The 25,876-nt window shown below is 62.9% G+C and carries 20 protein-coding genes; 5 read left to right on the forward strand and 15 right to left on the reverse strand.

Features of this window, described 5'->3' with window-relative positions:
• Nucleotides 1-64: 64 nt before the first annotated feature.
• Nucleotides 65-1,519 (forward strand): lipopolysaccharide biosynthesis protein, encoded by a 1,455-nt coding sequence (locus GYH35_RS02075; RefSeq protein ID WP_161813819.1) that lies wholly within the window; start codon nt 65-67, stop codon nt 1,517-1,519.
• Nucleotides 1,520-1,528: 9 nt separating this feature from the next.
• A complete protein-coding gene (locus GYH35_RS02080; RefSeq protein ID WP_161827539.1) occupies nt 1,529-2,650 on the forward strand; it encodes a glycosyltransferase family 4 protein in 1,122 nt (373 codons plus the stop codon).
• Nucleotides 2,651-2,658: 8 nt separating this feature from the next.
• On the opposite strand, the gene GYH35_RS02085 is transcribed toward GYH35_RS02080, so the two are convergent.
• From GYH35_RS02085 to GYH35_RS02145, 13 genes are all read right to left on the reverse strand, one after another.
• Nucleotides 2,659-3,942: an O-antigen ligase family protein gene (locus GYH35_RS02085; RefSeq protein WP_161827540.1), complete on the reverse strand. Its 1,284-nt coding sequence runs from the start codon at nt 3,940-3,942 to the stop codon at nt 2,659-2,661.
• Between the two features lie 38 nt (nt 3,943-3,980).
• Nucleotides 3,981-5,045 carry a FemAB family XrtA/PEP-CTERM system-associated protein gene (locus tag GYH35_RS02090; RefSeq protein ID WP_161827541.1) on the reverse strand — a complete coding sequence of 355 codons (1,065 nt, stop codon included), beginning with the start codon at nt 5,043-5,045 and terminating at the stop codon, nt 3,981-3,983.
• Nucleotides 5,042-5,944: an XrtA system polysaccharide deacetylase gene (locus tag GYH35_RS02095; RefSeq protein ID WP_161814274.1), complete on the reverse strand. Its 903-nt coding sequence runs from the start codon at nt 5,942-5,944 to the stop codon at nt 5,042-5,044. The genes GYH35_RS02090 and GYH35_RS02095 overlap by 4 nt, the downstream gene beginning before the upstream one ends.
• 15 nt (nt 5,945-5,959) lie before the next feature.
• Entirely contained in the window at nt 5,960-7,321 is a 1,362-nt protein-coding gene (locus GYH35_RS02100; RefSeq protein WP_161813815.1) for an outer membrane beta-barrel protein, read from the reverse strand.
• Nucleotides 7,322-7,356: 35 nt separating this feature from the next.
• On the reverse strand, nt 7,357-8,271 hold the full coding sequence (locus GYH35_RS02105) for an AAA family ATPase (RefSeq protein ID WP_161813814.1): 915 nt from the start codon (nt 8,269-8,271) through the stop codon (nt 7,357-7,359).
• 9 nt (nt 8,272-8,280) lie between these two features.
• On the reverse strand, nt 8,281-9,906 hold the full coding sequence (locus tag GYH35_RS02110; protein ID WP_161813813.1) for an XrtA system polysaccharide chain length determinant: 1,626 nt from the start codon (nt 9,904-9,906) through the stop codon (nt 8,281-8,283).
• 1 nt (nt 9,907) lies between these two features.
• The gene (locus tag GYH35_RS02115) at nt 9,908-10,624 is read right to left on the reverse strand and encodes an XrtA/PEP-CTERM system exopolysaccharide export protein (protein WP_161813812.1); all 717 of its coding nucleotides are present in this window, start codon (nt 10,622-10,624) and stop codon (nt 9,908-9,910) included.
• A gap of 147 nt (nt 10,625-10,771) precedes the next feature.
• Nucleotides 10,772-13,360 carry a tetratricopeptide repeat protein gene (locus GYH35_RS02120; protein ID WP_161827542.1) on the reverse strand — a complete coding sequence of 863 codons (2,589 nt, stop codon included), beginning with the start codon at nt 13,358-13,360 and terminating at the stop codon, nt 10,772-10,774.
• Nucleotides 13,361-13,371: 11 nt separating this feature from the next.
• Nucleotides 13,372-14,877 (reverse strand): exosortase A, encoded by a 1,506-nt coding sequence (gene xrtA, locus GYH35_RS02125; RefSeq protein ID WP_161827543.1) that lies wholly within the window; start codon nt 14,875-14,877, stop codon nt 13,372-13,374.
• Nucleotides 14,874-16,235 (reverse strand): PEP-CTERM-box response regulator transcription factor, encoded by a 1,362-nt coding sequence (gene prsR / locus GYH35_RS02130; protein ID WP_161813809.1) that lies wholly within the window; start codon nt 16,233-16,235, stop codon nt 14,874-14,876. The genes xrtA and prsR overlap by 4 nt, the downstream gene beginning before the upstream one ends.
• A gap of 109 nt (nt 16,236-16,344) precedes the next feature.
• Nucleotides 16,345-17,469, reverse strand: a complete 1,125-nt coding sequence (locus GYH35_RS02135) for a glycosyltransferase (protein ID WP_161813808.1) — start codon at nt 17,467-17,469, stop codon at nt 16,345-16,347.
• 111 nt (nt 17,470-17,580) lie between these two features.
• A complete protein-coding gene (gene prsK, locus GYH35_RS02140) occupies nt 17,581-19,662 on the reverse strand; it encodes an XrtA/PEP-CTERM system histidine kinase PrsK (protein ID WP_161813807.1) in 2,082 nt (693 codons plus the stop codon).
• A gap of 10 nt (nt 19,663-19,672) precedes the next feature.
• The gene (locus GYH35_RS02145) at nt 19,673-21,067 is read right to left on the reverse strand and encodes a TIGR03013 family XrtA/PEP-CTERM system glycosyltransferase (protein ID WP_161813806.1); all 1,395 of its coding nucleotides are present in this window, start codon (nt 21,065-21,067) and stop codon (nt 19,673-19,675) included.
• A 311-nt stretch (nt 21,068-21,378) separates the two neighbouring features.
• On the opposite strand from GYH35_RS02145, the gene GYH35_RS02150 reads away from it, so the two are divergent.
• Both GYH35_RS02150 and bfr read left to right on the forward strand, forming a co-directional pair.
• Nucleotides 21,379-21,567 (forward strand): (2Fe-2S)-binding protein, encoded by a 189-nt coding sequence (locus GYH35_RS02150; protein ID WP_161813805.1) that lies wholly within the window; start codon nt 21,379-21,381, stop codon nt 21,565-21,567.
• Between the two features lie 142 nt (nt 21,568-21,709).
• Nucleotides 21,710-22,189 carry a bacterioferritin gene (bfr, locus tag GYH35_RS02155; RefSeq protein ID WP_161813804.1) on the forward strand — a complete coding sequence of 160 codons (480 nt, stop codon included), beginning with the start codon at nt 21,710-21,712 and terminating at the stop codon, nt 22,187-22,189.
• A gap of 84 nt (nt 22,190-22,273) precedes the next feature.
• Here bfr and GYH35_RS02160 read toward each other — a convergent pair whose 3' ends face one another.
• Nucleotides 22,274-22,954: a putative Ig domain-containing protein gene (locus GYH35_RS02160; protein ID WP_161827544.1), complete on the reverse strand. Its 681-nt coding sequence runs from the start codon at nt 22,952-22,954 to the stop codon at nt 22,274-22,276.
• 617 nt (nt 22,955-23,571) lie between these two features.
• Here GYH35_RS02160 and GYH35_RS02165 point away from each other — a divergent pair.
• Entirely contained in the window at nt 23,572-24,873 is a 1,302-nt protein-coding gene (locus GYH35_RS02165) for a class I SAM-dependent methyltransferase (protein WP_161813802.1), read from the forward strand.
• A gap of 11 nt (nt 24,874-24,884) precedes the next feature.
• On the opposite strand, the gene GYH35_RS02170 is transcribed toward GYH35_RS02165, so the two are convergent.
• Nucleotides 24,885-25,874, reverse strand: coding sequence for a GDP-mannose 4,6-dehydratase (locus GYH35_RS02170; protein ID WP_161813801.1), 990 nt, complete (start codon nt 25,872-25,874; stop codon nt 24,885-24,887).
• Nucleotides 25,875-25,876 lie beyond the last annotated feature (2 nt).

Raw genomic sequence — 25,876 nt, forward strand, 5'->3', positions numbered from 1 at the left:
GCCTTCGGTTCCGCCTGCGATCCCTCCGGCTTCAGAACGAGACCTCGCCTCGGGACCCGAGGCTGTGTCGCTTGCCCAAAAAGCGGTAACGCACACCAGCTGGTTTGCACTGTTCAAGATGATCAGCCAGGTGCTCTCCTGGGGCGTCACCGTGGTCGTCGCCCGGCTGCTCTCGCCGGTCGACTACGCTTTGTCGGCGATGGCGACGCTGATCACCGGCTACGCCGAGCTGCTGAGCGAAATGGGCATCGGCGCCTCCATCATCCAGAAGAAGGAGCCCACCGAGAGCGAGTTGTCGTCGATCTTCTGGTTCTCGCTCGGCGTCGGCGTGCTGTTCGCGCTGGCCTGCATCCCGATCGCGTTCATCACCGCCGAGATCTTCGATGAGCCGGACGTGATTCCGCTGATCCTGTCCATCTCCGTGCTGTTCGTGTTCACCGGGCTGCAGGTCGTGCCGCTGTCGCTGCTGAAACGCGACTTGAATTACAAGGCGGTCGGGCTGATCGAGATGCAGACCACGATCATCTCCTGCCTCGGCATGCTGGTCATCGCCTATTTCGGCGGCGGCGTATGGACGCTGATCGGAGGCCGGTTGATCCGCGGCGTGGTCAGGCTGGTGCTGGTTTATCGCACCACGACCTGGCGCCCGAAATTGAATCTGAACTTCGCCGAGACCAAGGGTTATCTGAGCTTCGGCATCATGGTGGCCGCGAGTTCGTCCGCCTACTACATGTTCGAGGTCGCGGACCGCTTCTTCGCGGGGCGCGCCTGGACGGCCGAGGCGCTGGGCTTTTATCTGTTCGCCCTGCAACTGGCCCAGGTGCCGACCGAGAAGCTCACATCGAGCATCAATCAGGTCACCTATTCCCTGTTCTCCCGTTACCAGGACGATCTGCGCACGTTCTCCGACTACTATCTGAAGACCATCAAGCTCACGGCCGCGTTGGTGTTTCCGATATTCGTCTCGGGCTTCCTGCTCGGCGATCAGCTGATACCCATCCTGTTGGGAGACAAATGGGTGCCCATGTCGACGCTGTTCAAATTCCTGTGTCTGGCGCAGATTCTGGTCACGCTGAACGCGGTCGTGGGTTTCCTGCACATGGCGCTCGGCAAGCCGATCAAGGGACTGTATTTCAACGTGGCGTGCGCCGTGCTGATGTCTGTTTCCTACTTTTTCGCGGTCGACTACGAGAAAGAGGCGATCCTGATTCCCTGGTTCACGACTTACCTGCTGATCACGCTGGTCTGGCTCGGCACCACCAATGCCACTCTCGGCATCAGCACCTCGCGGTACCTGGGCGCCCTGCGCATGCCGGTGCTCGGGGTCGCCGTCATCGTAGCCATAGACTACGGCCTGGGACGCCTCGAGCAGAACTCGGGGTTGGGCGTGAGCATCATGCTACCGGTGAAGATCCTGTGCTCGGCCCTGGGATACGGACTGTTCTTCTGGCTGTTCGACCGTACCTTCCTTACTTCCATCCGATCGTTGAAAAAGCAGCCCGCCACGGCGCCTCGATAAGAATCACCTATGACACACAAGATTCTGTTGATCACTCCCGGCCCGAAGATGAGCATCAACGAGAAGTACTATCGGGACCTGGGCAAGTATTGCCAGGGCGCGGTACTGACGACCTCGATGGACGACAAGATCCTGGAGTTGACCCGGGTGGCGGATTTCGAGTTCCAGTGCGCCCGCTACCACTTTCATCACGGGATGTATTCCAACCTGAAGTTCACCCTGTTTTGCATGATGTACGCGCTGCGGCGGCGCCTGGCCGGCGAGAAGTTCGATTTAGTGGTCACCTACGATCCGATCAAGACCGGAATGATCGGTGTCGTCGTCGCAAAGATCCTCGGCGCGCGCTTCGCACCCGAGGTCAACGGCCTCTACACCTCCGACGCCGAATATATGGATGGCGGCGAGAAGCTCAGCGTGAAAGTCAAAAAGGTGCTCATCCCCGCGATCATGGGCTGGGTGCTCAAGCGCGCTGACGGCATCAAGCTGCTGTTCGACACGCAGATCGATCCGTTCGCCAAGAAGGTGAAGGGCAAGGTCATCGGCCGCTTCCCCTGTCACGTAAGCACCAGCAGCTTCAAGCCGGTACGCGAAGAAAAGGAAGTTCTGTTCGTGGGCTTCCCCTTCAAGCGCAAGGGCGTCGACGTGCTGATCGCCGCGTTCAAGAAAATCTCCGACAAACATCCGGACTGGAAGCTGAAGATCCTCGGCTGGTTCCCCGATCCCACCGAGCTCAATGCGGCCATGGCGGGTCATCCGCGCATCTATCACCAGCCTCCGGTCTATCATCCGGAGATGCCTGCCCACGTCGGCAGCTGCGGCATTTTCGTGTTGCCGTCGAGATCGGAAGCCATGGGGCGAATCCTGGTGGAGGCCATGGCCTGTGCGAAACCCAGGATTGGCACCAACGTCGACGGGATCCCGACGGTGATCGAGGACGAAGTCGACGGCCTTCTGGTGCCGCCCGAGGATCCGGACGCGCTGGCGGCCGCGCTCGATCGGCTCATGTCCGATCCTGCCCTGCGGCAGCGCCTCGGCGAAGCCGGCCTGAAACGCTGTCAGACCGAGTTCAGCGAAGAGACGCACTTCATCAATACGATGAACTTCTACGAGAAGGTGCTGACTCAGACGTAAATGCTGCGCTAGGCGGTCCTACCAACCGCCTTGCGCAAGGCTTTGCCGAACGGCTTGCCCGGCGTCTTCTCCAGCGCGTCGTCCTCGGGCGCCTCGCTCAACTTCTTTCGGATTCGCACCGTAGCGACGATCATCGCGGTGAGATACCAGTAGTGCGGATAGTAGAGCACTGAGATGAAGCTCGCGGAGGCGAAGAAGCCGGCCAGCGACGCGAGGAACGCGATCGACATCGCGTTCAAATAGCGATCGTCACCACTCAGCACTTTCCTGCGGGTCCTGATCGCCCGGGCATCCTTGAGGTTGTAGATCAGCAGCCTGAGATAGATGACGATGCCGAAGATGCCGGTCTCGGGGATGAGCGTGAACCACAGCGAATGCGCAACGCGTCCCCACATGCCCCGGTTGAACCGATCGCCCTGATACTCCGGGAAGCGGACCTGGAAGTTGTTGCCGCCGACCCCAAGCGGATTGTCGAGGAACATGTCCAAGCCGGAAGCCCATGAGTTCAAACGGGCCTTCGCCGTGCTTTCCTTCGTGTCCGTCACCGTGCCCATTTCGTTGAGGTAGGTCTCGCCGGCGTAGAAGTAGACGATGGTGCCCAGGAACAGGATCGCGACGACCGTGACCATCTTGCGCGGGCTGACCAGCCACACGATGAAGAACATGATCACGAGACCGACGAAGCCGCCGCGGGAGAACGAGATGACGACCGTGAGCAGCCCGATCATCAGCGCCGTGCCGTAGAACACCTTGGTCCACTTCTTTTCCTCGATCAGGAACAGGAAGTAACAGAACGGGATGACCATGTTGATGTACAGGGACACGTCGTTCTCGTCGGCGAAATAGTTGCCCGAGCCCATGCCGCCATGGGTCATCGCATACAGCGAGATATAGATCATCAAGCCGACGTAGAACTTGACGAAGGTCTTGAGGCGCTCGATCGAATTGACGCAGATCAGCAGCGACAGGATGAACGGCATGAACTTCAGCATCTCGCTGAAAGTCGCATACGCGTAGTAGTTGTTTCTCGCGAACGGAATGAACAGCCCGAGCAGCGCGATGAAATACCAGATCATCCTGATCTGTTTGGCGCCGCGGACCAGCAGCGCCCGATGCTTGATGAGAAAGAAAATGAGGACCGCCATCACCAGCAGCGCCGGGCGGATCGCGCCGACGCCGGGGATCAGGTCCTGAGGCCGGGCGTAGTCGACCAGGAGATACAGCATCGTGCAGCGGAACCACGTCGTGGTATCCACTACTGCTGTTTCCGGCTTGCCAGTTGCGTTGCCCATCGGCTGATCCGGCTCGCGGCGGACGCTGGCGGGTCTCATCACCAGGGCAGACTCGGGCTCACCAGCGGGCCCAGCGCGTTGGCGACGCCCAGGGGCAGCTTCTGCCACACGGAGGTTGCGTAACGCATCAAGCGGCTCTCTTTCGCCGCAACGCCCGCCTTCGCCGGATCCGCGTCGCGCTCCCAGCGATGCCAATACAACTGCTGCGGCTCGGCGCCCCACTGCTTCTTGAACTTGAAGGTACCGCTGTCCATCGTCGAGCGTCCGAAATCGAACGACGTAGAGCCGCGCTCGATGACGTGTCGGAGCACTTCCCAATACAGCTTCATGTTGAGCCCGACCGACTTGCTTTGCGCGCGGCAGGAGGCCCACGGAATTTCCGCCCGCGCGCCATCGATCACGAGAAAGGCCGCGGCGGATGGCACGCCCTGATGATCGATGACGACGAGCGTTGCGTGCTCGCTGAATCGTTCGAGGATCGCCGCAAAGAATCTCTTCGGGTACACGGGAGTGCCCAGGTCGCGCATGTTCTGAGCGAATACGGCATAGAAGCTGTCGAGCAGCTCTCGCCCGCCGGTACGCACCGCGATGGTCTCCCGGTCAGCACGCTTGATCTGCGATCGCAGCTTGGATCCGAGCGCCTTCGACAACGCATCCGTGGTCGCCGGCAATTGCAGAATCATCGTCACTTTATCGGTGCGAGCGCTCCAGCCGTCGGAGCTTGGATCCGTATCTCTCAATTCGAGATAAGAGCAACGCGCTGCGCGCGCGATCTGGCGAGCTCTATCCATGAGGGCAAAACGCGCCTCGCGACTGTCCGCCAGCGCTCCTCCATAGTTGAAGAAGGGAATGGAGGTCATGAAATTGCCGAGCAGGCTCTTCTGCTGCACGATCGGCAGAACGCCCGCCAACCGGCCATCCGCATGGCGCGCCTCGACGAACAGCGCGTGATGTCCGAAGACGTCCCGGGCAAGCAACGCCCAGTTGCTCAGCAAATAGATGCTGGCCTCGCGCGATCGAACGAAATCGTCCCAGTCCGGGCTGGGCGCAGTGCTGACCGACACCGTGAGCGCAGACACGGCAGCACCTTCGCAACTCGTCATTGGGCGTACGCTCCTTCGGGCGTCGCCATCGGACGGCTGGTCTCTCTCGCCAGCAATTGCTTGGATCGAAGTACGTCGCGCACGGGTGCGAACCGAAACTCGCCGATCAGTCGACGCAAGCGCGCTTCGCACCTGTCGAGATTCGTGTAGTGACGCAGTTTCGAGAGCAGCTTCGTCTTGACACGCGGCTGCTGCGGATCGATCTCCCAGGGATGCAGGTAGAAGATAAACGGCCGCTGCAGCTTCTCGTTGAGCTTGTGCAGCCCGGCGCGCGTCAACGAATACGGCAGTAGCCTGAAGTATCCGCCGCCCGATACCGGCAGGCGCACCCCGAACATCGGCGCCGTCGACATCGGGAACTCGACGATGTGCGCGCCTTTCGGCGTCGCGACCAGCCCGGGCACCGGCTGCGCGTCGGGAATGCCGTAAGCGTCGTGACGAATGGGGAAGATGCTCGAGTCGTAGGCGAATCCCGCCTCTTTCAAAATATCGAGCGCCCACAGCGAGCGCTTGGTGATCGAATACGTCGAGGCGCGATAGCCGAGCACCGGCTCACCGATCAGGTCCTCGAGCAGCGCCTTCGACGTGTAGGTCTCGCTCGCGAACTCCGCCGGCGTCTGGTTGTACACGAGCTTGTGGCTCATGCCGTGGCTCGCGACCTCATGACCGCGCCGATGAATCTCGCGGATCAGCTGCGGGCTGCGATGCGCCACCCAGCCGAGCACGAAGAAGGTCGACTTCATCTGGAACTCGTCGAACAGATCGAGCAGCCGACGCGTGTTCTCCTCGGCGCGATACTCCATGTCGTCCCAACGTGAACGGTCGATCGAGCCGGCGAGCGCGGCGACGTGGAAGTAGTCCTCGACGTCCACGGACATCGCGTTGACGATCGTCGGCATACGGGAGTCCACTGCTCAGCGCTCCGGATTCGCAGCGTCGACCGCGAATTGGTGCGGCAACATCGTGGTGCGCGGAACGCCGCGTCCATAGCCGATGTAGAACCAGTAGCGATTTTCGGTGTAGTCGCCGATCTGTTGATCGCTGTCACGGTCGACGTGGTCGTAGGTCGCGTTGATCGAGACACGGCTCGACAGGCGCCACGAGAACGTCAAGCCGCCGCTGGCTTCGGTGTAGTCGCCGCCCTGCTGCTCGAACGCCGAGCGCAGATACCCGCCATCCAGGATCAGCGACATCACCGGCGACAGGTCGCGGCGAACCGCAACTGTGCCCGATGTGAGCTTCTGATCCAGTGCCGGCTGGGCGTCATAGGTATGGTCATCCCACGAGCCGGACAGCGACAGACTGGTCCGGTTGCGTGTGAAGGTCCAGTTCAGCCCGATGGACTCGCGGGTGAACGGCTCGGCGGTCTGTCGTCCCGCGGCTGTTTCCAAGCCGATGCTTTGCGACTGAGTCGATGCGAAATCGCTGCCTGCGCTCGAGAACTCGCGCGCCAGCGACAGGCTCGCGGTCGTTGCCGCCGTGAGCCTGCGAGTCACATCCAGTCTGAACAGCGGGCCGCTTTCCGTATTGTCCATCGCATCGCGCTCGATGCGCGTATAGCCGGCGTCCATTGTCAGGAGCGTGCGCGAGCCCTCGGTGGCGTAGTGCAGGAACGCCTCGCCCTGATCGTAGTCGGCATTGAGCGCCGCGTTGTCGTAATCGATCTGCTGCGCTCGCGTGACGAGTCCGATGGAGCTTGCGCTCGAGAGCAGGCGGGACAGCTCGATCTCTCCGAGCACGGTGTCGGAGTCGACCTCGGTGTCCTCGTACGCGGTCATCGAATAGCGGCCGCCGAAGCGCAGCCGCGTCTGCGAGCCTAACGCGAACAGCAGATCGGGACCGGTGGTGAAATAGTTGATGTTCTCGCGATTCTCCGGCGTCGAGGGCAGGAACGGATCGCTGAGCACCTGGCCGAAATTATCGGCGATCAGCCACTCGAAGCGCTCGGGTGCGATCGCAAAGCGCGCCTGGCCGGCGAAGTTGCCGAGCACTTCGTCATCGAACGTATCGTCCAGGTAGTCGTAGTAGGCAAAGTTGCCGACCAGGTCCGCGTACAAGCGCGAGCTGCGCTGATCGAGCGAAAACTGCACGCCGGCGCTGGCGATGTTCTCCGACTCCTCGTCGACAGCGACGCGGCGGATGTTGTCGCTGTGGCCACCGCCCGCGGTGAGCTGATAATCGAGTGTGGCTGCGGCCGAAACGCCGCTGACGACCAGCAAGGGCAGCGCAGCCAGCACCGCCGCACGCACCTGGCGTGTGTTCTTTCGATTGTCCACCGGACCACCCTTCCCCATTATCTGCGATGCGATGCTCAGCTGCCGGCCTCGCTAACCCCGGCATCGCCGTACGAACCGTAGCCGTAGTGGCCGGCGTCCGGTTCGATGCTGCTCTGATTCAGTATCAGGCTGATCGGCTTGCTGTCACCCAGCGTCTCGATCGCTGACAAGACGGCACTGCGCGGCGTGGATTCGGCCCGCACGATCAAGACCACCTGTCCGATGCTGCTGATCAGCGCCTGCGACTCGGTCGACAACAGCAGCGGCGGTGAATCGAACAGAACGATCCGCCGTCCGCCGCTGGACGCCGCCAGCTCCGCCGCAACCTCATGCATGCGTTCGCTGGCCAGCAGCTCGGTCGCCATTTCGGTGTGCTTCCCGGCGGGAAGAATCGTCAGCCCCGGCACATTGCTGCCGAGAATGACCGATTCCGGATGCAGGCTGCTATCGGTCAAGAGGTCTAGCAGGCCGCGCTCCGCCTCCACGCCCAACACACGGCTCACATGCGGCTTGGCGACGTCGGCGTCGACCAGCAGCACCTCGAGATCTTTCTCGCGCGCGAGACTCAGCGCCAGATTGATGCTGGTGAAAGTCTTGCCCTCGCCGGGCAGAGCGCTGGCCAGCATTACCAGGTGACCGTTCTCGATCGGCGGATCGCTCTTGCCGCGAGCCGCAGCCACTAGTGGACGCTTGATTCGCTGATACTGACTGGCGGCGCGGCGCTCCATCGCGGTCGGCGGCATCAAGCGCATGGCGCGCAGAGCCTCCTTGTCGATGTTGACGATGCGAGTCGGGCGTTCGACGTGCGGTCGCAGTGGTGAGGTCTCGGCCGCGGCGACCGGCTGCGGCGCCACTTCGACCACGCGTCCCGCCGACGAGGGGCGAGGCGGTGCGCTGGAATTCGCGGCGGATTCCTGCAGCTTCTTGATTGCGCGTTCTACGAGACTCATGTGACGTCCTTACGCTCCCGGCTGCGGCCCGAGCCGGATACCCATACGGCTCATCTGCAGGACGACGGCGCCGACGACGAACAACCCGAGCAACGCAACGCCGTAACGCACGTAGGCTCGCTTTTCGTTCGCGCGCACCTCATCGACCCAGATCATGCTGACCGCACCGAGCACCTGCAGGCCGGTGGCCTCCGTCAGTCCTCGCGCCGAATTGAATACGGGCTTGAGCTGATGCATCAGGAATGCGATAGCGGCGCCGAATCCGATCGCGACGACGAGGGTCGCGAGCACCAGGATCGAACGCTTGGGCGAGATGGGCTTGAAGCCGGCGTTCGGCGGCTCGATCACATCGAACCGCACCGACCCGCTGGTCGCCGCTTCCTCGCCGAGGCGCGATTTCTCCAGGCGCTCGACCAGCGCCGTGTACCGGGCGCGGGTCACATCGTAATCGCGATTCAACCGTGCGAACTCAGCCTCGACCTGCGGCATGGTGTCGAGCATCTTGCGCAGTTCCGCAACCTTGCCCTGGTGATCCGAGACCTGCCGCCGCAGCGAGGCGATTTCGACTTCCGCCTCGTTCAATGCCAGCTGGATGCTCTGATACACGGGGTTGCGGCTCGCACCGCTGGCCGCCGCCGCATTGGGATCGCCGCGACGCAAAGCGGCAACTTCGGCCTCGCGGCGTTGCTTGAGCGCTTCGAGCGTGTCACGTTGCGCGATGACGTCGGGATGTTTGTCCGTGAATCGCAGCAGCAAATCGTCCAGCCTCGCCTGCGTCTCAGCGATGCGCGACAGCGTGTCGCCGCCACTACCCCCCGCCGCGCCGGACGCTGTGGGTGCACTTGAGACACCGGCAGCGGCCGCGACAGGCGCCTCACCCCGCAGCTGGCGCTGCAACTCGTCGCGCCGGGATGTCGCGATCGCAAGCCTCGATTGGCCCTCGGTGACTGCGTCCATCTCCGTCTGCAGGCGCATGAAATATCCGCCCTGCTCCGTCGGCATCAGGCCGACGTTGCTCTTCTTGAATGCGGCCAGCCGTTCCTCGGCCTGCCGCAACCTGTTCTCGTCGTCGCGGATCTGCGCCTCGAGAAACTTCTGCGCGCTCTCCGAGCCACTGCGCTTGCCACCGAGCGTTTTCTCGATGAGGTTGTTCTGCAGGACTTCCACCAGCTTGACCGCTCGCTCGCGCGACACGTCCTCATACTGGATGGAATAAATGCTGCCGGCGTCGCGGTCCGTTTCATCTTGCTGACCGCCCGCGAGGCTCACGTCAATCGTCACGCGATCGCGGATGTCGTTGAGGATCCGCAGCCGTTGCTGTGGCGTCATGATGCGCGTATCGATCAGGCCGACTTCCTGCGCCACCGGCTCCAGCTGCGGTCCGGCCAGCAGCGATTGCCGCACCAGGTTCAGCTGCCCGTTCACGTCCTGATCGAGCACCAGGTCCTTGAGCGCGGGCTTGAGGGCGGTCTTGGTGTCGACAAAGACGCGCGAGCTCGCCTGATAAACATCAGGCAACGCGAAGATCGCGATCCAGCCGAGCGGCGCGACGATCCAGGCCGCGATCAGCGCATAGCGGCGGAATCGCCACGCACCGCGGATCTGGCTGACGATCAGGTCCAGTGCTTCTTGCATGTCAGAACCGCGACTGTGGAACTACGACAACGTCGCCCGGCTGCAGCTTGATGTTCTGCCCCAGGTCGCCTTCATTGACCAGATCGGAAATCTTCACCTTGATCTCGCGCTGCTTGCCGTTTTCGGTGCGCACGATCTTGGCGCGATTGCCCGCCGCGAATGGACCAAGCCCGCCCACGGCCAGCACCGCATCCAGCACGGTGAGTCCGTCTCGATAGGGGATCGGCGCCGGCCGCACGACCTGGCCGATCACTTGGACCTGACTGAGCGCGCTGGCGGGCTGGGTGACGATCACGTTGATCTGCGGCGAGCGGACGTACTCCGACAGCACTGTCTCGATGTCGCGGGCAAGCTGCGATGGCGTCTTGCCGACCGCCACCATGTCCTCGACCAGCGGGGTGGAGATTTTGCCGTCCGGCCGCACCGGGACCGTCGTGGTCAGCTCGGGGTTGCGCCACACGAACACTTGCACCGTATCGCCGGGGCCGATGACGTAATCATTGCCCACTTTGCTCTGCGCCGGCCCTTCGGCCTGGGCAGCCGCGGGCTGGGTCGGCGTGGCCGGCGACGGTGCGGCCTGCGCCGGGGTGGCCCGGACCGGCGTGGACTGGGCCGCGCACGCCATTTCCGAAAACATCACATTCACCAAGAAAATCAAATAAATACATCGCAACAGACGGCCGAAGGCCGGCGGCCTCATGGTTAGGTGCGCATGCATGGATGATCTCGGAATGGACATGAAATGGTGTCGCCGGGCTGTACGAGGACCCTATGGAAGTTCAGCAGATCGCTGCCTTTTTGCGGCGTGCATGGTCCTGATTTCACGCAAGCGTATCAGAACCGCGACAGCGCCGAATCTAACGCTTCACTCGCCGCCTAGTTCAGCGAGCAGTTTGCGGGCGTCGGCCGAGGCCGAATATTGCTCCTTGGTGCGCATCAGCTCTACCAACTCGGCGCGCGCCGCGTCGCGTTGCCCAGCCTTGGCCAGGGCCGCCGCGTAGTGATAGCGAATATCGGGCTGTGGGGTGGCGCCGGAAACCGCCTGCTTCAGCACCGCCAGGCCGCCGCCCACATCGCCCGACTGCACTAGTATCCAACCATACGTATCGGCAATGGCAGCGACATCAGGGGCCAGCTCGTGCGCACGTTTTGCGACTTCACGCGCACGCGCATCGCCCTTCTGCTGATAGAGCCAGGCGAGATTGTTGAGGGCCATCGGGCTGCGCGCGTCGGCTTGAACCGCCCGCTCATACTCGGCGATGGCGCGATCGGTCCGGCCATCGGTCATGTGATCCTCGGCCAGAACCAGCCGGACCGCCAGGTCGTCCGGATTCTTGTCCAGCCATTCGGCCAGCGGCCGGCCCGGCTCAGGCATATTACCGAGCCGCCGGGCGCGGGAAAGCCGTACCGCAGTGCTGCCGGACGGCGCGAGCCGCGCTGCCGACTCATATGCGGACGCCGCGGTTGAGTAGGCCTTCGAGGCCATCGCAACGTCACCCTCGATAACCGCGACCGCCGCGTCATTCGGATGAGCGGTCTTGAGCCGTGCGATCCGCTCACGCGCCGCCTCGGGCCGCCCATCACGCAGATCCAGCGAAATGAGCTCGACCGCGGCTGACAACGAATCCGGGTGTGCCGCGACGACCTTCTCCAAAGTCTCGCGCGCGAGCACTTTGTCTCCTACCGCCAGCTGCATGCGAGCCACGTTCAACTGCGGCTGCGGATTGCCGGGCTCCAGGCGCGCGGCGTCTTGAAACCAGGCCCGCGCTTCCTGGTATCGGCCGCGAACCGCGTACAGGTTTCCGAGCGCATTAGCTACGGCGAACTTGCTCTTACCCGCCGACTGCAACTCGCCGATCACGGCATCCGCCGCTTTGTCGTTCTGCTGCCGAAGATAAGCGCTCGCCAGCATGACGCGCGCTTCGGTTGCATTGGCATCCTTGGCCCGCACGTACTCGAGTTGCTCGATCGCGCGCGGCAGATCGCCACCGGCCGCCGCAAGCTGCGCCAGCAGCATGCGGGCACCAGCATCCTCAGGACTTGCAGAGACGGCCTGCTGTGCCACCTCGACCGCGACCTTTCGTTGTCCGGCTGCATGTTCGACCCGCGCCAGCGCCATCAGCGTAGCCGGGTCTCCTTCGCGCAGCTTGAGCGCTCGCGCGAGCGTGTTTCGGGCCAGATCGAACTCGCGCTGTACCGCGTAGAGCGAGGCGGCGCGCCTCAACTCGTCGACGTCGTTCGGCTTCGCTGCCACCATGCGATCGATCTGCGCGCGCGCCGCCGCTTTCCCGTCGACCGCCGCCAATGCCGGAACGAGCAGCGCGTCGATCTCCGGATCCTCGACACCGGTCTGCTGCGCGGCTGTGAGCAGTTGCATCGCTACATCAGGACGCCGCAGACGCAGATTCACTCGGGCCAGCAACTTGCGGGCCTCGACGTTCTCCGGCGCCATCCGCACCAACCCCGCGAGCTGCGCTTCGGCTTGATTCAAGTTTCCCTGTTCCAGCAGCGCGACGGCGAGCAGGAACTTCACCTGCGCCGATCCAGGCGCGGCTCTCAAGGCTTTTTGTGCCGCCGCGACCGCGTTCGTGTAATCCCGCCGCGCAAATGCAATCCGGCCGGCCAGCAGCTGTGTCAGTGCCGAATCCGGCGAGAGCTTGGCGATCTCAGCCTGCGCGGCGTCGGCGCCGGCGAGATCGCCAGCAGCGAGATGGGTCTCGACCAGCGCCGCGAGCAGAGCGACGTATTGCGCCATGGACAGCTGACCGGCGGCGTTCTGTCGCGCATCGGTCAACGCCGCCAAGGCAGCGGACGTTTCTCCCCGGCGCGCCAGCAGCGTGCCCTTTGACAGCAGCGCGGTGGCGTCCTTCGAATTGGTCTCGAGCACGGCATTGAGAACTTCCAGTGCCTTGTCCGACTGTCCGGACGCAGCCAGCGCCTCAGCAAGCCCGATACTTGCGCGACTCGACTTCGCGTCGGCTTGCAGCGCCTTTTGAAATGCAGCGATCGCCTGCTCGCTCTGATTCAACTTCAACAGAGCCAGGCCGCGATACGTCGAGAGCGCCGGTTCTGCGAGCCCGCTTTCGCCGGTATCGATTTGCGTGAGCAGTTGCTGCGTCTCGCCGAGCGCGAGCCGGATATCGGCCCCCAGCACGGCCACCTGCTCGGCCGACGCGCCGACCTGCAGCGCCTGCGCCAGCTCACGATCCGCCGATTTGGGATCGCCGAGCCGCAACGAAAGCTCCGCGAGCATGAGCCGCGCCGGCACGTTGTCCGGCTCGCTACGCACCGCATTCTGCAGCTCGATAAACGCTGCTCGATCGTTGCCTTCGGCAATCTGTTTCTGCGCCCGGCCGATGCGCGCCTCGGCGTCGATGAAGCGATCGCAGCCGCTGCACAACCAGGCGCCGGCGAGGACGATGATGAGGGAACGAATAATCCGTACTCGAGCCATAGTGCGACCCATTAGAGATCAACCGCGCGGATCAGGCCCTGCAGCTCGTCGCGAGCGGCATTGCAATCCGCACCACACGGCGCGCGCAGTGCGATGACTGTCGACATCGGCGAGCCAGTGAGCGATGTCACGCCGTACGCCACTTGCGCAATGAAACCGTTGACGGTTTGCAGCGACCCGATGCGATAGAAGTACCAGAGCACGAACTGCTCGCGCTGCGCGTCCTGCACGATGAGCTCGTTGACGGGACCGCGAGGCTCGATACGCGCCGACCCGACAATGTCGGCATCGGCGCCGGCGATCGAATTGGTGTAGCCGATCAGTTCCTTGCGCTGCGTCTGCGATGCGTAGGCCGCGGCGTAGCCTTCGATCAGCATACCGCCACGCTGATAGTTGCCACGCTGCTCGACATCGGCGCCGCGGAATGTCGGCTGCCAAGATGAGCGCCCTCCTCCCAAAGCCGCGGACCACGGAGCCGCCGATGGAAGCAACTCGCCCTCTTGCGGCAAGGTCGCAGGCGATATCGGCGAAAGCACGCTCCAAATCGGCCCGAGAGCGATCGCCGCGAGTGCAGTCGCGAGCGCGAGCGGCCATCTCGACGGCAACGCGATGGATTCTGCGGGTGCAGGTTGCGTCTGTTCCTCCGCAGCCGAGACCGGCAACCGGCGCACGATGAGGAAGAAGACCACCATCATCACCGCGAACACGACCCAACCGTAGGTGGAGTGATCGACCCGCACCAGGTAATGCTGCATGTCCGTGAAATATCCGGCGAGAATGATGGTGTACACGCGCAGCCAATTCGTCACCAGCGCAAGCACCAGCGCCAATGCCACGATCCGCAGCCGCGCTCTCAATGAGTCACGGTGCACCTCGCCGTACAGCGCGCTGATCGCGAACGCAACGATGAAATAATGCAGCCCGCTGCAGCCGCCGGCGACCTCGAAGGTCCCTGCCGCGAGGTGCACGAAGTTCCCCTCGACATAGGCCGGCACGCCGGTGGCGCGCAGCAGCGCATCGACTGCGACTACGGTCGCATCCTGTAACGCGCCATTGATCACGCCCCAGACTGGCACGGCAAAGTACAGGTAGCCCACGGCGAAGGCGCTCGCCACGGCGACGCGCCAGCCAAGGACGGTGCAGATGGCCAGCCACACGATAATCGGCAACAGGAACTGATGTGCTGTTTGAATGCCTGCACGCACGCAGACGAGCCACAACACGCTGATTGCCGCCAGCGGCACGGCTGCGGACAGCATCAGTGTTGCCGGAATTGTCCGCAGGCGATGGCGATCGCGCCACAGCAGCCAGATGCTGAGCGCCGCTACCAGGTAGCCATGCGTGTAGGGGGTCTCGCTCGAACTTTCCCACGCCACCATCAGCGATGCTGTCGTCGGCCAGAGCAACACGAACGTGGTCGCGAGCAGAAACACGCAGATGGCCGCGCACCGCCACGCCGCGCCCGGTAGCGCGCGCTGTCCTGCAACTTCGCTACTGGCCAGGGAGTTCTCAATCACTGCTGAAACCTGATGTTGTACTTCTCCATCAAGTCATAGAGCGTGGGACGACTCACGCCCAGCAGCTCGGCAGTGCGCGAGATGTTGCCGTTGGTGATCGACAGCGCCTGCCGGATCGCCTGGCGTTCGGCTCGCGTGCGCACTTCTTTCAGATTGAACAACAGCGCGCCGTCGACGGCTTCGGCGAGATTGAGATCGGCAGCGGTGATCATCGGGCCGTCGGCCATGATCATCGCCGTCTTCACGCGGTTCTCGAGCTCACGCACGTTGCCCGGCCACTCGTAGGATTCCATGGCGGCGACCGCCTCTTCGGTGAAGCCGCGCTTCGGCCGACCATGCATGCCGCCGTACTTGCGCAGCAGTGCGTGCGCGAGCACCGTCGTGCCGCCCGGACGGTCGCGCAGCGGCGGCACGTTGATCACGACCTCATTGATGCGGAAGTACAGGTCCTGGCGGAAGCGCTGTTCGGGGATCTGCGCTTGCAGATCTTTGTTGGTCGCGCACACGACGCGAACATTGACCGGGATCTCCTGTCGGCCACCCACCCGCTCGATGACTTTGTTCTGTAGGAAACGCAGCAGCTTTGCTTGCAGCGGCAGCGGCATGTCGCCGATCTCGTCCAGGAACAGCGTACCGCCGTCGGCAGTCTCGATCTTGCCGATCGTCTGCTTCACGGCGCCAGTGAATGCGCCCTTCTCGTGACCGAACAGCTCGCTCTCGAGCAACTGCTCGGGAATCGCCGCGCAGTTGATCGCAACGAACTTGCCGCCGCGGCGTCCGCTCTGTGAGTGCACGGCGCGCGCGAGCAATTCCTTGCCGGTGCCGCTCTCGCCGAGAATGAGCACGGAAACATCCGTGGGGGCGACGCGCTCGACCATGCGACAGACCTTGATCATCGCTTCGTCGGTCGCAATCAGACCTTCCAGCGGCGTCGAGGACTGCGCCTGACGCAACTGACGGTTCTGTTCCTCGAGCGCGTGGATGTGAAACGCGCGATTGACCAGTAAGCGCAGTACATCCGTGTCGACAGGCTTCTGATAGAAGTCATAAGCACCCAATGACACGGCGCGCACCGCGTTGTCGCGGTCGTGATTGCCGGTGACGACGATCACCTTGACCTGCGGCGCGACACTCAGGATCTCCTTGAGCGTTGCCATGCCTTCGCTGACGCCCTCCGGATCGGGCGGCAGTCCCAGATCCTGCAGCACGACGGCGGGCTCGAAGCGCCGCAACTGCGCCATGGCTTCGGCGCGCGTCCCTGCGATCAGCACTTCGTGCTCGTCGAAACACCATTTGAGCTGCTTCTGCAGGCCCAGGTCGTCCTCGACGATGAGTAGTTTGGGTTTCTCGTCCGTCACGATGCGTCGCCCTTCGATGTCTGGTGCGCGGCCCGCGCCAGCGGCAAGTTAACCATAAAGCGAGCCGCCGAACCGGGACTGCTCAGCACTTCTCGTCAGCACTTCCCGCTCACCGCACCGACGGCTCCCACACCACGATCCGGCGTCCGGCAACGAACAGGAGCGCGGCATGCGCCAGCGCGACGTTGGCCTGAACGAAGTAGTACGCGATCCGTGTGAGCCCGAGCCCGCGCACGGCGGCAAAGAAATGCGCCGCGATCACCAACCCGTATCCGAGCAGTTGCGCAAAAAGTGCAAATCGATAGAACCCATGCACCGGCGCCAGCGCGAACGATGCGGCCAGCAAGCCCAGCAGAAACCACGGCACCATCCAGCGCATGACCTTGTGGCTCCAGATCTGGAACGCAAATGTGCCGTAGCGAAACGGACTGAGCACGCCGGCCAGACGCGCTAGACCGGTCATGCCGCGCACGGCCGTGCGCACCTTGCGCTGATATTCCTTCTTCGAGTCCTTGATGTCCTTGTAGATGCCACGCACGCGCGAATCGGACACCGCGACCAGGCCCGCCTGGACGCTTTTCAAGGCGCAGGCGAAGTCGCTCGGAATCGTGGCGTCCCAGGAGGTGAGCACCGAGCGCCGCACCGCGAAAAACGAGCCGCTCAGCCCGACCACGCCGGCGCGATCCGATTCGAGCCGACGCAGCCACATCTCATATTTGACGTAGGCGCCTTCGCCCGCGACCTTGCCATCGGCGGTCACGAACAAGTCCTCGCTGGAGACGGCGCCGACGGCCGGGTCGCGAAAGCGCTCGACGATGAAGCCGATCGATTCCTTCGGCAGATCGGTGCCCGCATCCGAGAACACGATGATGTCGCCGCGTGCGCTGGCGATGGCGAGCCCCTGTGCGTGCTCCTTGCCCATGCGCCGCTCCGAGCGCACCAGGCGGACGCCACGGTCGGCGTAGCTCAGCGTGATCTCGTCCGAACGATCGTCGGAGCAGTCGGAGGCAACCAGGATCTCGGATAGCGGATAAGCGACCTGCAGCGCGTTCTCGATCTTGTGCGGCAAGCGCCGCTCCTCATTGCGGCAGGCGATGACCAGGGTCACTGCGGGAGCGTACTCAGCAACGGCGCCGTGCTGCTTGCGAACCGGTACCAGCAGGCGGAGCAACAGCGGATAGATCGCGTAGCTATAAACGGCGCCAAACGCACAAATCCAGAAAAGCCATTTCATGTGCATCAACCTGCCAGCAGCGTGCTGCAAACGACCGCAGGCGGTCGACCGGGTGCGACGATCAGGAGTTTGGGTTGGTGTTCTCTCACGATATTCCTCTCCTGCGGGAGCTCAGCTATTCACCGCATTACTGGCCGCGGTCGCGTCCTGGCCCTGAGCCAGGGGCAGGCTAACCGCAAACCGGGTTCCCTGCCCGGGACTGCTCTGCACTTCCACGTCCCCGCCCAGCAAACGGATGTATTCACGCACCTGGTAAGCCCCGATGCCCATGCCCTTGGCGCCCTTGGTGCTGTCGAACGGACGGAACAGGCGATTGCGGATGAAGTCCGCCTCCATGCCGACGCCGGTATCTTCCACCAGCAGCCGAGCCTCGCGGCCCTGCCATCCGACGCTCACCGACACGGCGCCACCCTCGCTGGTTGCGTCCTGCGCATTGCGGATGATGTGTTCGATGACCACCGAGAGACGTTCGGCGTTGGCCATCACCATCACCGGCGGTCCCTCCTGCAATTGCGGCTTCGGCGCGCGAGAGCTGCAACGGGATACGGCCTTCTGGGCCAACTCGCGCAAATCGGCGGGCACGTGGCGATCGGCCGACGTGGAGCCACGCAACTGCTCGATCAGCTTGGTCATGCGATCGGCCGCGTTGGCGATGGTTTCCAACGCGTCGTCGATGAACTCCGGCTTGTGCTTGTGGCGTGGCGCGTTCGCGACGATCAGCTTGAGCTGCGCCACCGAGTTCTTCAGGTCATGCATCATGAACGCGGTCAGCCGATTGTAGGCCTCGAACTGACGGCTTTCGGACAAGCGTCGATCCGCGTCCTGTTGCGCGATGTGGGTGGCCACGTGGCGGCCCAGCGTCTTCAGCAAGTCCCGATCTTCGTAGGTCAGCTCGAACGGCGGCGGCGGATCGTACAGGACCACGAAGCCGACCAGACGATCCAATTGCAGCATCGGCGACACGATGCGCAGTTGCTGCTTGTCGAGCAGCCAGCCCGGCATCTCGATGTTGCCGTAGAAATCCGGCGCGCGACGGAACTCATCCGTATCGATGATCCACTGCTTGGTGGCAAGAAACTGCGGCAGGTCCTCGTCGGCGGAAACGCTCGCCGGCAGCCCCAGCGAATCGATGGTCATCGGCCAGGCGGCATACGGCAGGAACTTCTTGCCGGTCTCATCGCGCAGGAACAGAAAACCACCCGGGCTGCCGAAGATCTGCGCCATCGCGCGCACGGCGGTACAGCCAACGTCCTCTTCTTCGGTCGAGGACAGCGTGCCGATGAAGCGCAGCCATTCGATGCGGTAGTCGTACTTGTTCCGGTAGAAGTGCTTGCTGATGAAGACGCGCGTGTGGCGCCTGAGCGGCGCCGATGTGACCAGGCTGGCGAGCACCACGACCGCGCCGGCGAAGAACACGATCTGACCGACGTTGCCCCAATCCCCGCCGATCTCGCGGACGTACAGACCGCCGAGCGCCATCACCGAGAGATACGAGCCGATGACCAGAACGGTCGTCGTATAGAAAACGATCTGGCGCGACACGAACACATCGAGCGACCACTCTGGATTGCGGCGCGCGGCAATCGCGATCAAGGGCATCGCGAAGGCATTGAGGATGCCGCGCGAGGTCCAGGCATCGATCGACACGGCGCGCAGCAGCTCGGTCTGCGAATACAGGAACAAGTCGTAGGCGAACAGCGTACCCACGCCGATGATGAAATACTTCAGCGACCTGCGGGCGAGTTGCGACGAGTTGCGATAGATCTGCTCGAGCAGGATCAGCGCCAGCAACGAAAGCGCCAGGCCGGCGCGCGACAGCAGCAGCGTCGGATTGACGATGGCAATCCCGAAGTGCTCGAGCAACGGCAGAACGACGGCGGCTCCGAGCAATAGAACACAGAGCCCGCGCGCCGCGTTCGCGAGGAACTTGGGAGCCGCGATGCCGGCCACCGCCACCAATGTGAGCAGCCAGGCGCCGCCCCGGAAGGCCTCGGCGAGATAGATGACGAGCACCGGCACATGGCCGGCATAACTCTGCGCAGCCAGAATTCCGGCCCAGACCGCCGTGACCGCGCTGGCAACGATGAGGTGTCCGCCTTGTTGCCGACCACGCCAGGCCGTGACCAGCAGCAGGGTCAGCACCAGGAAGCTCAGCGCCGCTATGCCATAGCTGGCAATACCGAACGCATTCATTCAAGAGCTCTCAACGCGCGCCTTTTCTCCACACGATCACTTCCACCGTCTGCACCAGGATGGCCAGATAGAACAGCAGGCTATGGTTTTTGACGTAGAACAGATCGTATTGCAGTTTCTCGATGGCGTCCTGCTCGGAGGAGCCATACGGATAGCAAAGCTGCGCCCACCCGGTGATGCCCGGCTTGATGGTGTGACGCTCGCGATAGTACGGAATGCGCTCCTCGAGCTGCCCGACGAACTCGGGACGCTCGGGACGCGGGCCGACGAAACTCATCTCACCGCGCAGCACGTTCAAGATCTGCGGCAGCTCATCGATGCGCGTGAGGCGAGTGAACGCGCCGATCGGCGTCACCCGGGAGTCGTTCTTCTGCGCCCACTGCGCGCCGTCCTTTTCCGCGTCTTCGCGCATGCTGCGGAACTTCAGCAACCGGAACGGTCGGCCGTACTGCCCCACTCGCACCTGACGGTAGAAGATCGAGGCCTTCGGCCCTTCCATGATTTTGATGGCGAGCGCCGTCACCACCATGATGGGCGCCGCGACCACCAGCAACAGCAGGCTCGCGAGAATGTCGAACCCGCGCTCCATCGTGTCGTGGATCCGGCCGCGCCCGAAGCCTTCCGAAAAAATCATCCAGCTCGGGTTGAGCAGGTCCAGGCGCACCTTGCCGGTCTCGCGCTCCAGAAAGGTCACCAGCTCCAGGATCTCGACCCCTTCCAGCCGGCACTCGAGCAACTGATCCATGGGGAAACGGCGGCGCCGATCGTCCATCGCCACCACGATCTCATCGACCCGATGTCTTTCGCACAAGGTGAGCAGATCGACCGTGGTCGGCAGCTTCTCGTTGTCCGGGACCTCCGAGGCCTCGTCGCCTTCAGCGGGCACGTAGCCCACGACGACAAAGCCACGACGATCCGAACGACGGCGCAAGCGGGCGATGCTCACGGCGCGGCGGCCGGAGCCGTAAACCAGCACGCGACGCTTGAACAAGTCCTCATCGACCAGCGTGTCGAACACGATGCGCGCGATCACCGAACCGCCGAACGCGATGGCCAGGCTGATCAACAGCGCGCCGCGGCCGATGTGCAGGTCCGGGAACATATAGAAAAGGATGGCGATGACCATGGCGCCGCCGATCACGCTGGCGGCGACGCGCGCGATCAGACCGGCCAGGCGCGAGCGCTGGCGGGAGTTGTACAGGCCCATGGCGGCCATGCTGATGAACAGCACCCCCGCGAACACCAGCCCTCGCGGCAGCATCGGGCCCAGGATTTCCTCGGCGCCCTGCGGGTTGAAGCGCAGATACGCGGCGGCAAAGGGCGCGAAAAAGAAGATCACACCTTCGATGACCGCGAGCACGGCCAGGTGCAAGTGCCAGTAATGTTGGAAAATTCGGATCGCCACGCGTTACTTCGAGCCTTTTAGCTTCTGATTCAGTGCCCAGTTCGGCCGGCTATTGAGCGCGAGTTCCCCGCGGCGCACCAGCGGCCGTAAGTCTAGTCATCTCACCCTCACGACCGCGTGAAGGCAGTCACACGCGCAACTGTCAAATCCACGATCCCGTCCCACCCGGGAGTAAAGGACCCGAGGTCGGCGCGTCGGGGAATACCCGGCCCATTGTAAGGCCACTCATCAATTGACAATCATTCGCATTTGTATTTACATGATGGCCAATCGTCGCGACTCACGCCAGTCGCCGGGATCGAGAGCCAACCATGTACATTTGCGTGTGCAATGCCATCAGCGACCGCCAGATCCGCGAGACCGTCGATCAGGGCGCAGCCTCGCTGTTCGAAGTCCAGATGCGCCTGCCAGTCGCCGCCTGCTGCGGTCGATGCGAAGATTCTGCGCGAGAAGTGATTGAGTCTCATATCGAATCTGCGAATCGTCCCGCCGCCGCCTAGCCAAGGCCGCGTATTCTCGCGGTAATTCTTCGAGCCGTCTCCTGTCTTGCGATGCTGCGCTGACGCGCAGTTGCCTCGCTCCGCGCCACTCCCCCAAGATTCGCGGCTGTCTTGTCATTTATCGAGTCCGGAAGGAGTGCACATGCAGGGCCACGCAACGGTATTGCGTCATCTCAACATTGTTCTGAAGAACGAGCTGACGGCCATCAACCAGTATTTCCTGCACGCCCGCATGTTCGAGCATTGGGGCCTGAAAAAGCTGGGCGAATACACCTATAAAGAATCCATCGATGAGATGAAGCATGCCGACAAGCTCATCAAGCGCATCCTGTTCCTGGACGGCCTGCCGAACCTGCAGGACCTGGGCAAGCTGCTGATCGGGGAGAATGTCGAGGAAGCGCTGAACTGCGATCTGAAGCTGGAAATGCAGGCGCATCCCGACCTGCGCCAGGCCATCGCGGATTGCGAGCAGGTATCCGATTACGTCTCGCGCGAGCTGTTCGAGGACATCCTCGAGTCCGAGGAAGAGCACATCGACTGGCTGGAGACGCAGCTCGATCTGATCAAGCGCGTCGGTATCCAGAACTATTGCCAGTCGCAGATGGAGACCGACGAGGATTGAAGCGATTTGAAATGAAAAAGGGCGGTCCCGCTCCCAGCACATCCTGGGGTCGAGACCGCCCGCTGGATCGGTCAGCAGTTGCGATCAGCTGATCGTCTTGCTCGCGGTATTGGACAACTCGCTGGTCGTGCCCGTGGAATTCACCGCCACCACCGCGAAGTACCAGGTGCCGGAGCTCAGGTTCTCGACCATGTAGCGGTCGATCGACGGGTTATCCAGGTTCACCGTCTGATCCAGATTGCCGGACGTCCGTCCGTACATCACTCGATAGCCGGCGAGATTGCCGAGGCTGCTGCCATCCGCATTCTGAGTCGGCGGTGTCCACGACAGGCTCGCGCTGCCGGTGGCGTTGGCCACTTCGCTTACCGTGATCGTGAACGGCCCGACCGTCGCGTTGGCCTTGCCATCCGACGCCGTGACCGTGATGTTGCCGTAAGCGCCCACTTGCGCCGCCGTCGGCGTGCCGGAGATCCGGCCAGTCTGCGCGTTGAAAGTGGCCCAGCTCGGCAGGTTGGCCACTGTGTAGGTGAGCGAGTCTCCGTTCGCATCGGTCGCCGCGGGCTGGAAGCTGTAGGCCTGGCCGACCACAGCGGTCGAGCCCGGCGTCCCGCTCATCGTCGGAGCGGCATTGGTTCCGCTGGCCGGAGGATTGTTGGCGTTACTGGAAGAGTCACCGCCGCCTCCGCCGCCGCCGCAAGCGGTCAGCAAGACGGAGCTCAGGATCAGGCAGCCGGCAAAAAAACCCGGAAAGTAAGTACGTCGCATGATTCTCCACTGTGGCGGCACGCGTGTGGTTTATTGGTGTTCACCACACGTTTCCGCTGTAGGTCTTTGATATCTATTCGATATCCTGGAGCTGAGGCTCGCCCGGCCCGAAGGCCTGCGAGGGCACGGGAAGAGTAATAACAAGAGCTGTGCCAGCGGCTGAAAGGCGCTTTCAGATCAGCGAGTTATGTACTAACTACAATATTTCGGCAGGTGGGAACTCGGGCCGGAAGTCGCCAAAAAGGGACAGTTTTTGCCCTTAAGACTTCAAGCCACATTTGTAAGGCCCTGATTCTTAACGGTTCAGGGTCTTGTAGGCAGTTGGCGACAGTGTGACGCTGCGCGCGCTGAGACCGGCCCTTAAGTTCGGGCCGGACAGCTTGGGGACTACCTTACGTACGAGCAATTCGTTGCCCCACGCCAGCTCGATTCACGCCAAGACTCTCTCGACCGACACCCCCGCTTCGCGGCGACAAAAGCCCCGCCATTCAAGCAGTTCTTCCCTCTTCCGCCGCTCTCACGCCGGCGCTGTTGAGCGCACGACCCGGCCAGTCCAATTAGGCAGGAGTCTTCTTCGGCGCCACGCAACGGACGCATTCGAACCAGGAGCGGATTCCATGTACCGACAGATTTCCGAGTGTCGCATTTGCAAGAACACGCAATTGGTCGAAGTCCTCGATCTCGGCGTACAGACACTCACCGGCGTGTTCCCAAAAACGCGAGCGCAGGAAGTCACCGCCGGTCCGTTGAAGCTCGTGAAGTGCAGCGGCGATGACGCTGTCTGCGGATTGTTACAACTCCAGCACACCTACGATCTCGGCGAGCTGTACGGCGACAACTATGGATACCGCTCGGGGCTGAACTCGAGCATGGTTGCGCACCTGCATGCCAAGGTGCGACGGATTCTCGATCGTGTGACGCTGCCCGGCGACGCATTGATCCTGGATATCGGCGCCAACGACAGCACCACGCTCCAGGCGTATCCCACACAGGGCTGTACGCTCGTCGGCATCGATCCCACCGGTGCGAAGTTTCGGAAGTTTTATCCGCCGCACATTCAATTGATCCCGGAGTTCTTCTCCGCGGCCACCGTCCGCCGGCACTTCGGCGAGCGCAAGGCCGCCGTCGTCACCTCGTTCTCCATGTTCTACGATCTGGAAGAGCCCATGACGTTCACGCAGGAGATCGCCGAGGTGCTCGCCGACGACGGCGTCTGGGTGCTCGAGCAGAGCTACATGCCGACGATGCTGCAGCGGAACTCATACGACACCGTCTGCCACGAGCATCTCGAGTACTACGCGCTGAAGCAGATCAAGTGGATGACCGACCGGCTCGGCCTGAAAATCGTCGACGTCGAGTTCAACGACATCAATGGCGGCAGCTTCTCGCTCATGGTGGCAAAACGGAATTCGCGCCACGCCGAATCCCCCCAGGTGGACTCCATCCTCGACGAGGAAGCACGCGCCGGACTGCATACGCTCGAGCCGTTCCATAGCTTTGCCAAGAACGTTGCCGCCAGCCGCACCACCCTGCGCGCCTTCCTCGATGAAGCCAGGCGCTTCGGCAAGACCGTTTGCGCGCTGGGCGCGTCGACGAAGGGCAACGTCCTTCTGCAGTACTGCAAGATCACGGAAGCGGACATTGCTCGAGTCGGCGAAGTGAACCCGGACAAGTACGAGGCGTTCACGCCCGGCAGCCTGCTGCCCATCGTTGCCGAGGAAGATGTGCTGGCCATGCACCCCGACTACCTATTGGTCCTGCCATGGCACTTCCGGAGCTTCTTCGTGGATCATCCACGCTATTTCGGGCACAACCTGATCTTCCCCTTGCCGCAACTGGAGCTGGTCCGCACGACGGAGCCTGCAACGACCGAGCGAACGCAAACGCCGCGCGCCCAAACCGAAGCAGCACACCTGTAAGCCGGCTCCATTCAGTGCTGCACGTTGCGATCCGGCGCAAGAGCGACCTGCTGAGCGACGATGTCCGCATCGACCATCGTTCTCACGAGTCGCTCGAACGACATGGACGGCTGCCATCCGAGCTCGCGTCGCGCCTTGCCGGCGTCGCCGACGAAGGGCACCGATTCCGCTGCTCTTCGAGCGCCCGGATCTGCTTGCACATACGCTCGGTAGTCAAGCCCGACGTGCCCGAATGCCAGATCGCAAAATTCCCTAACCGAATGGCTGACGCCAGTAGCCACGACATAGTCATCTGCCACCTCCGCCTGCAACATCTGCCACATGGCGCGAACGTAGTCCCCGGCAAAGCCCCAGTCGCGCGTGACGTCGAGATCGCCCAGAGGCAGCGAGCGCGTCAGCCCAGCGCGAATGCGCGCAACGCCCATCGTGATCTTGCGGGTCACAAACTCCGGACCGCGGCGCGGACTTTCGTGATTGAACAGGATGGCCGCGCAGCCAAACACACCGAAGTTCTCGCGATAGGTGCCGACCATCCCGTGAGCGAACAGCTTCGCGACCCCATAAGGATTCCTGGGCCGGAATGGCGTCAGCTCGTTCTGCGGCGATTGAGTCGCCGCGCCGAACATTTCGCTGCTCGAGGCCTGACAGAAACGAATACCGGCATCGACAGCCCGGATCGCCTCCAGCAGCCGGACGACGGCAAGCCCGTTGTACTCGGCAGTCAGCGTCGGATCGGTCAACAGCTGGCGGCTCGATGCCCGGGCTGCGAAGTTGTAGATCTCGTTGGGTCGACGTTCTGCGAGCACCCGCCGTAGCAGCGCGTCGTCGAGCAGACTGCCCTCGACGATCTCGAGTCGATGGCGGATGTGTTGAATGCGGCCCAGGCGATCTCCCGCATCCTCGCGCACCAGTCCGATGACCTCGTACCCACGTTCGAGCAGCAGCTCCGCGAGATAGGAGCCGTCCTGACCGTTGATGCCGGTGACCAGTGCTCTGCGCATGC

Source organism: Steroidobacter agaridevorans (genome assembly GCF_009932555.1).
In the GTDB taxonomy this organism is placed as follows: Bacteria; Pseudomonadota; Gammaproteobacteria; order Steroidobacterales; family Steroidobacteraceae; genus Steroidobacter; species Steroidobacter agaridevorans.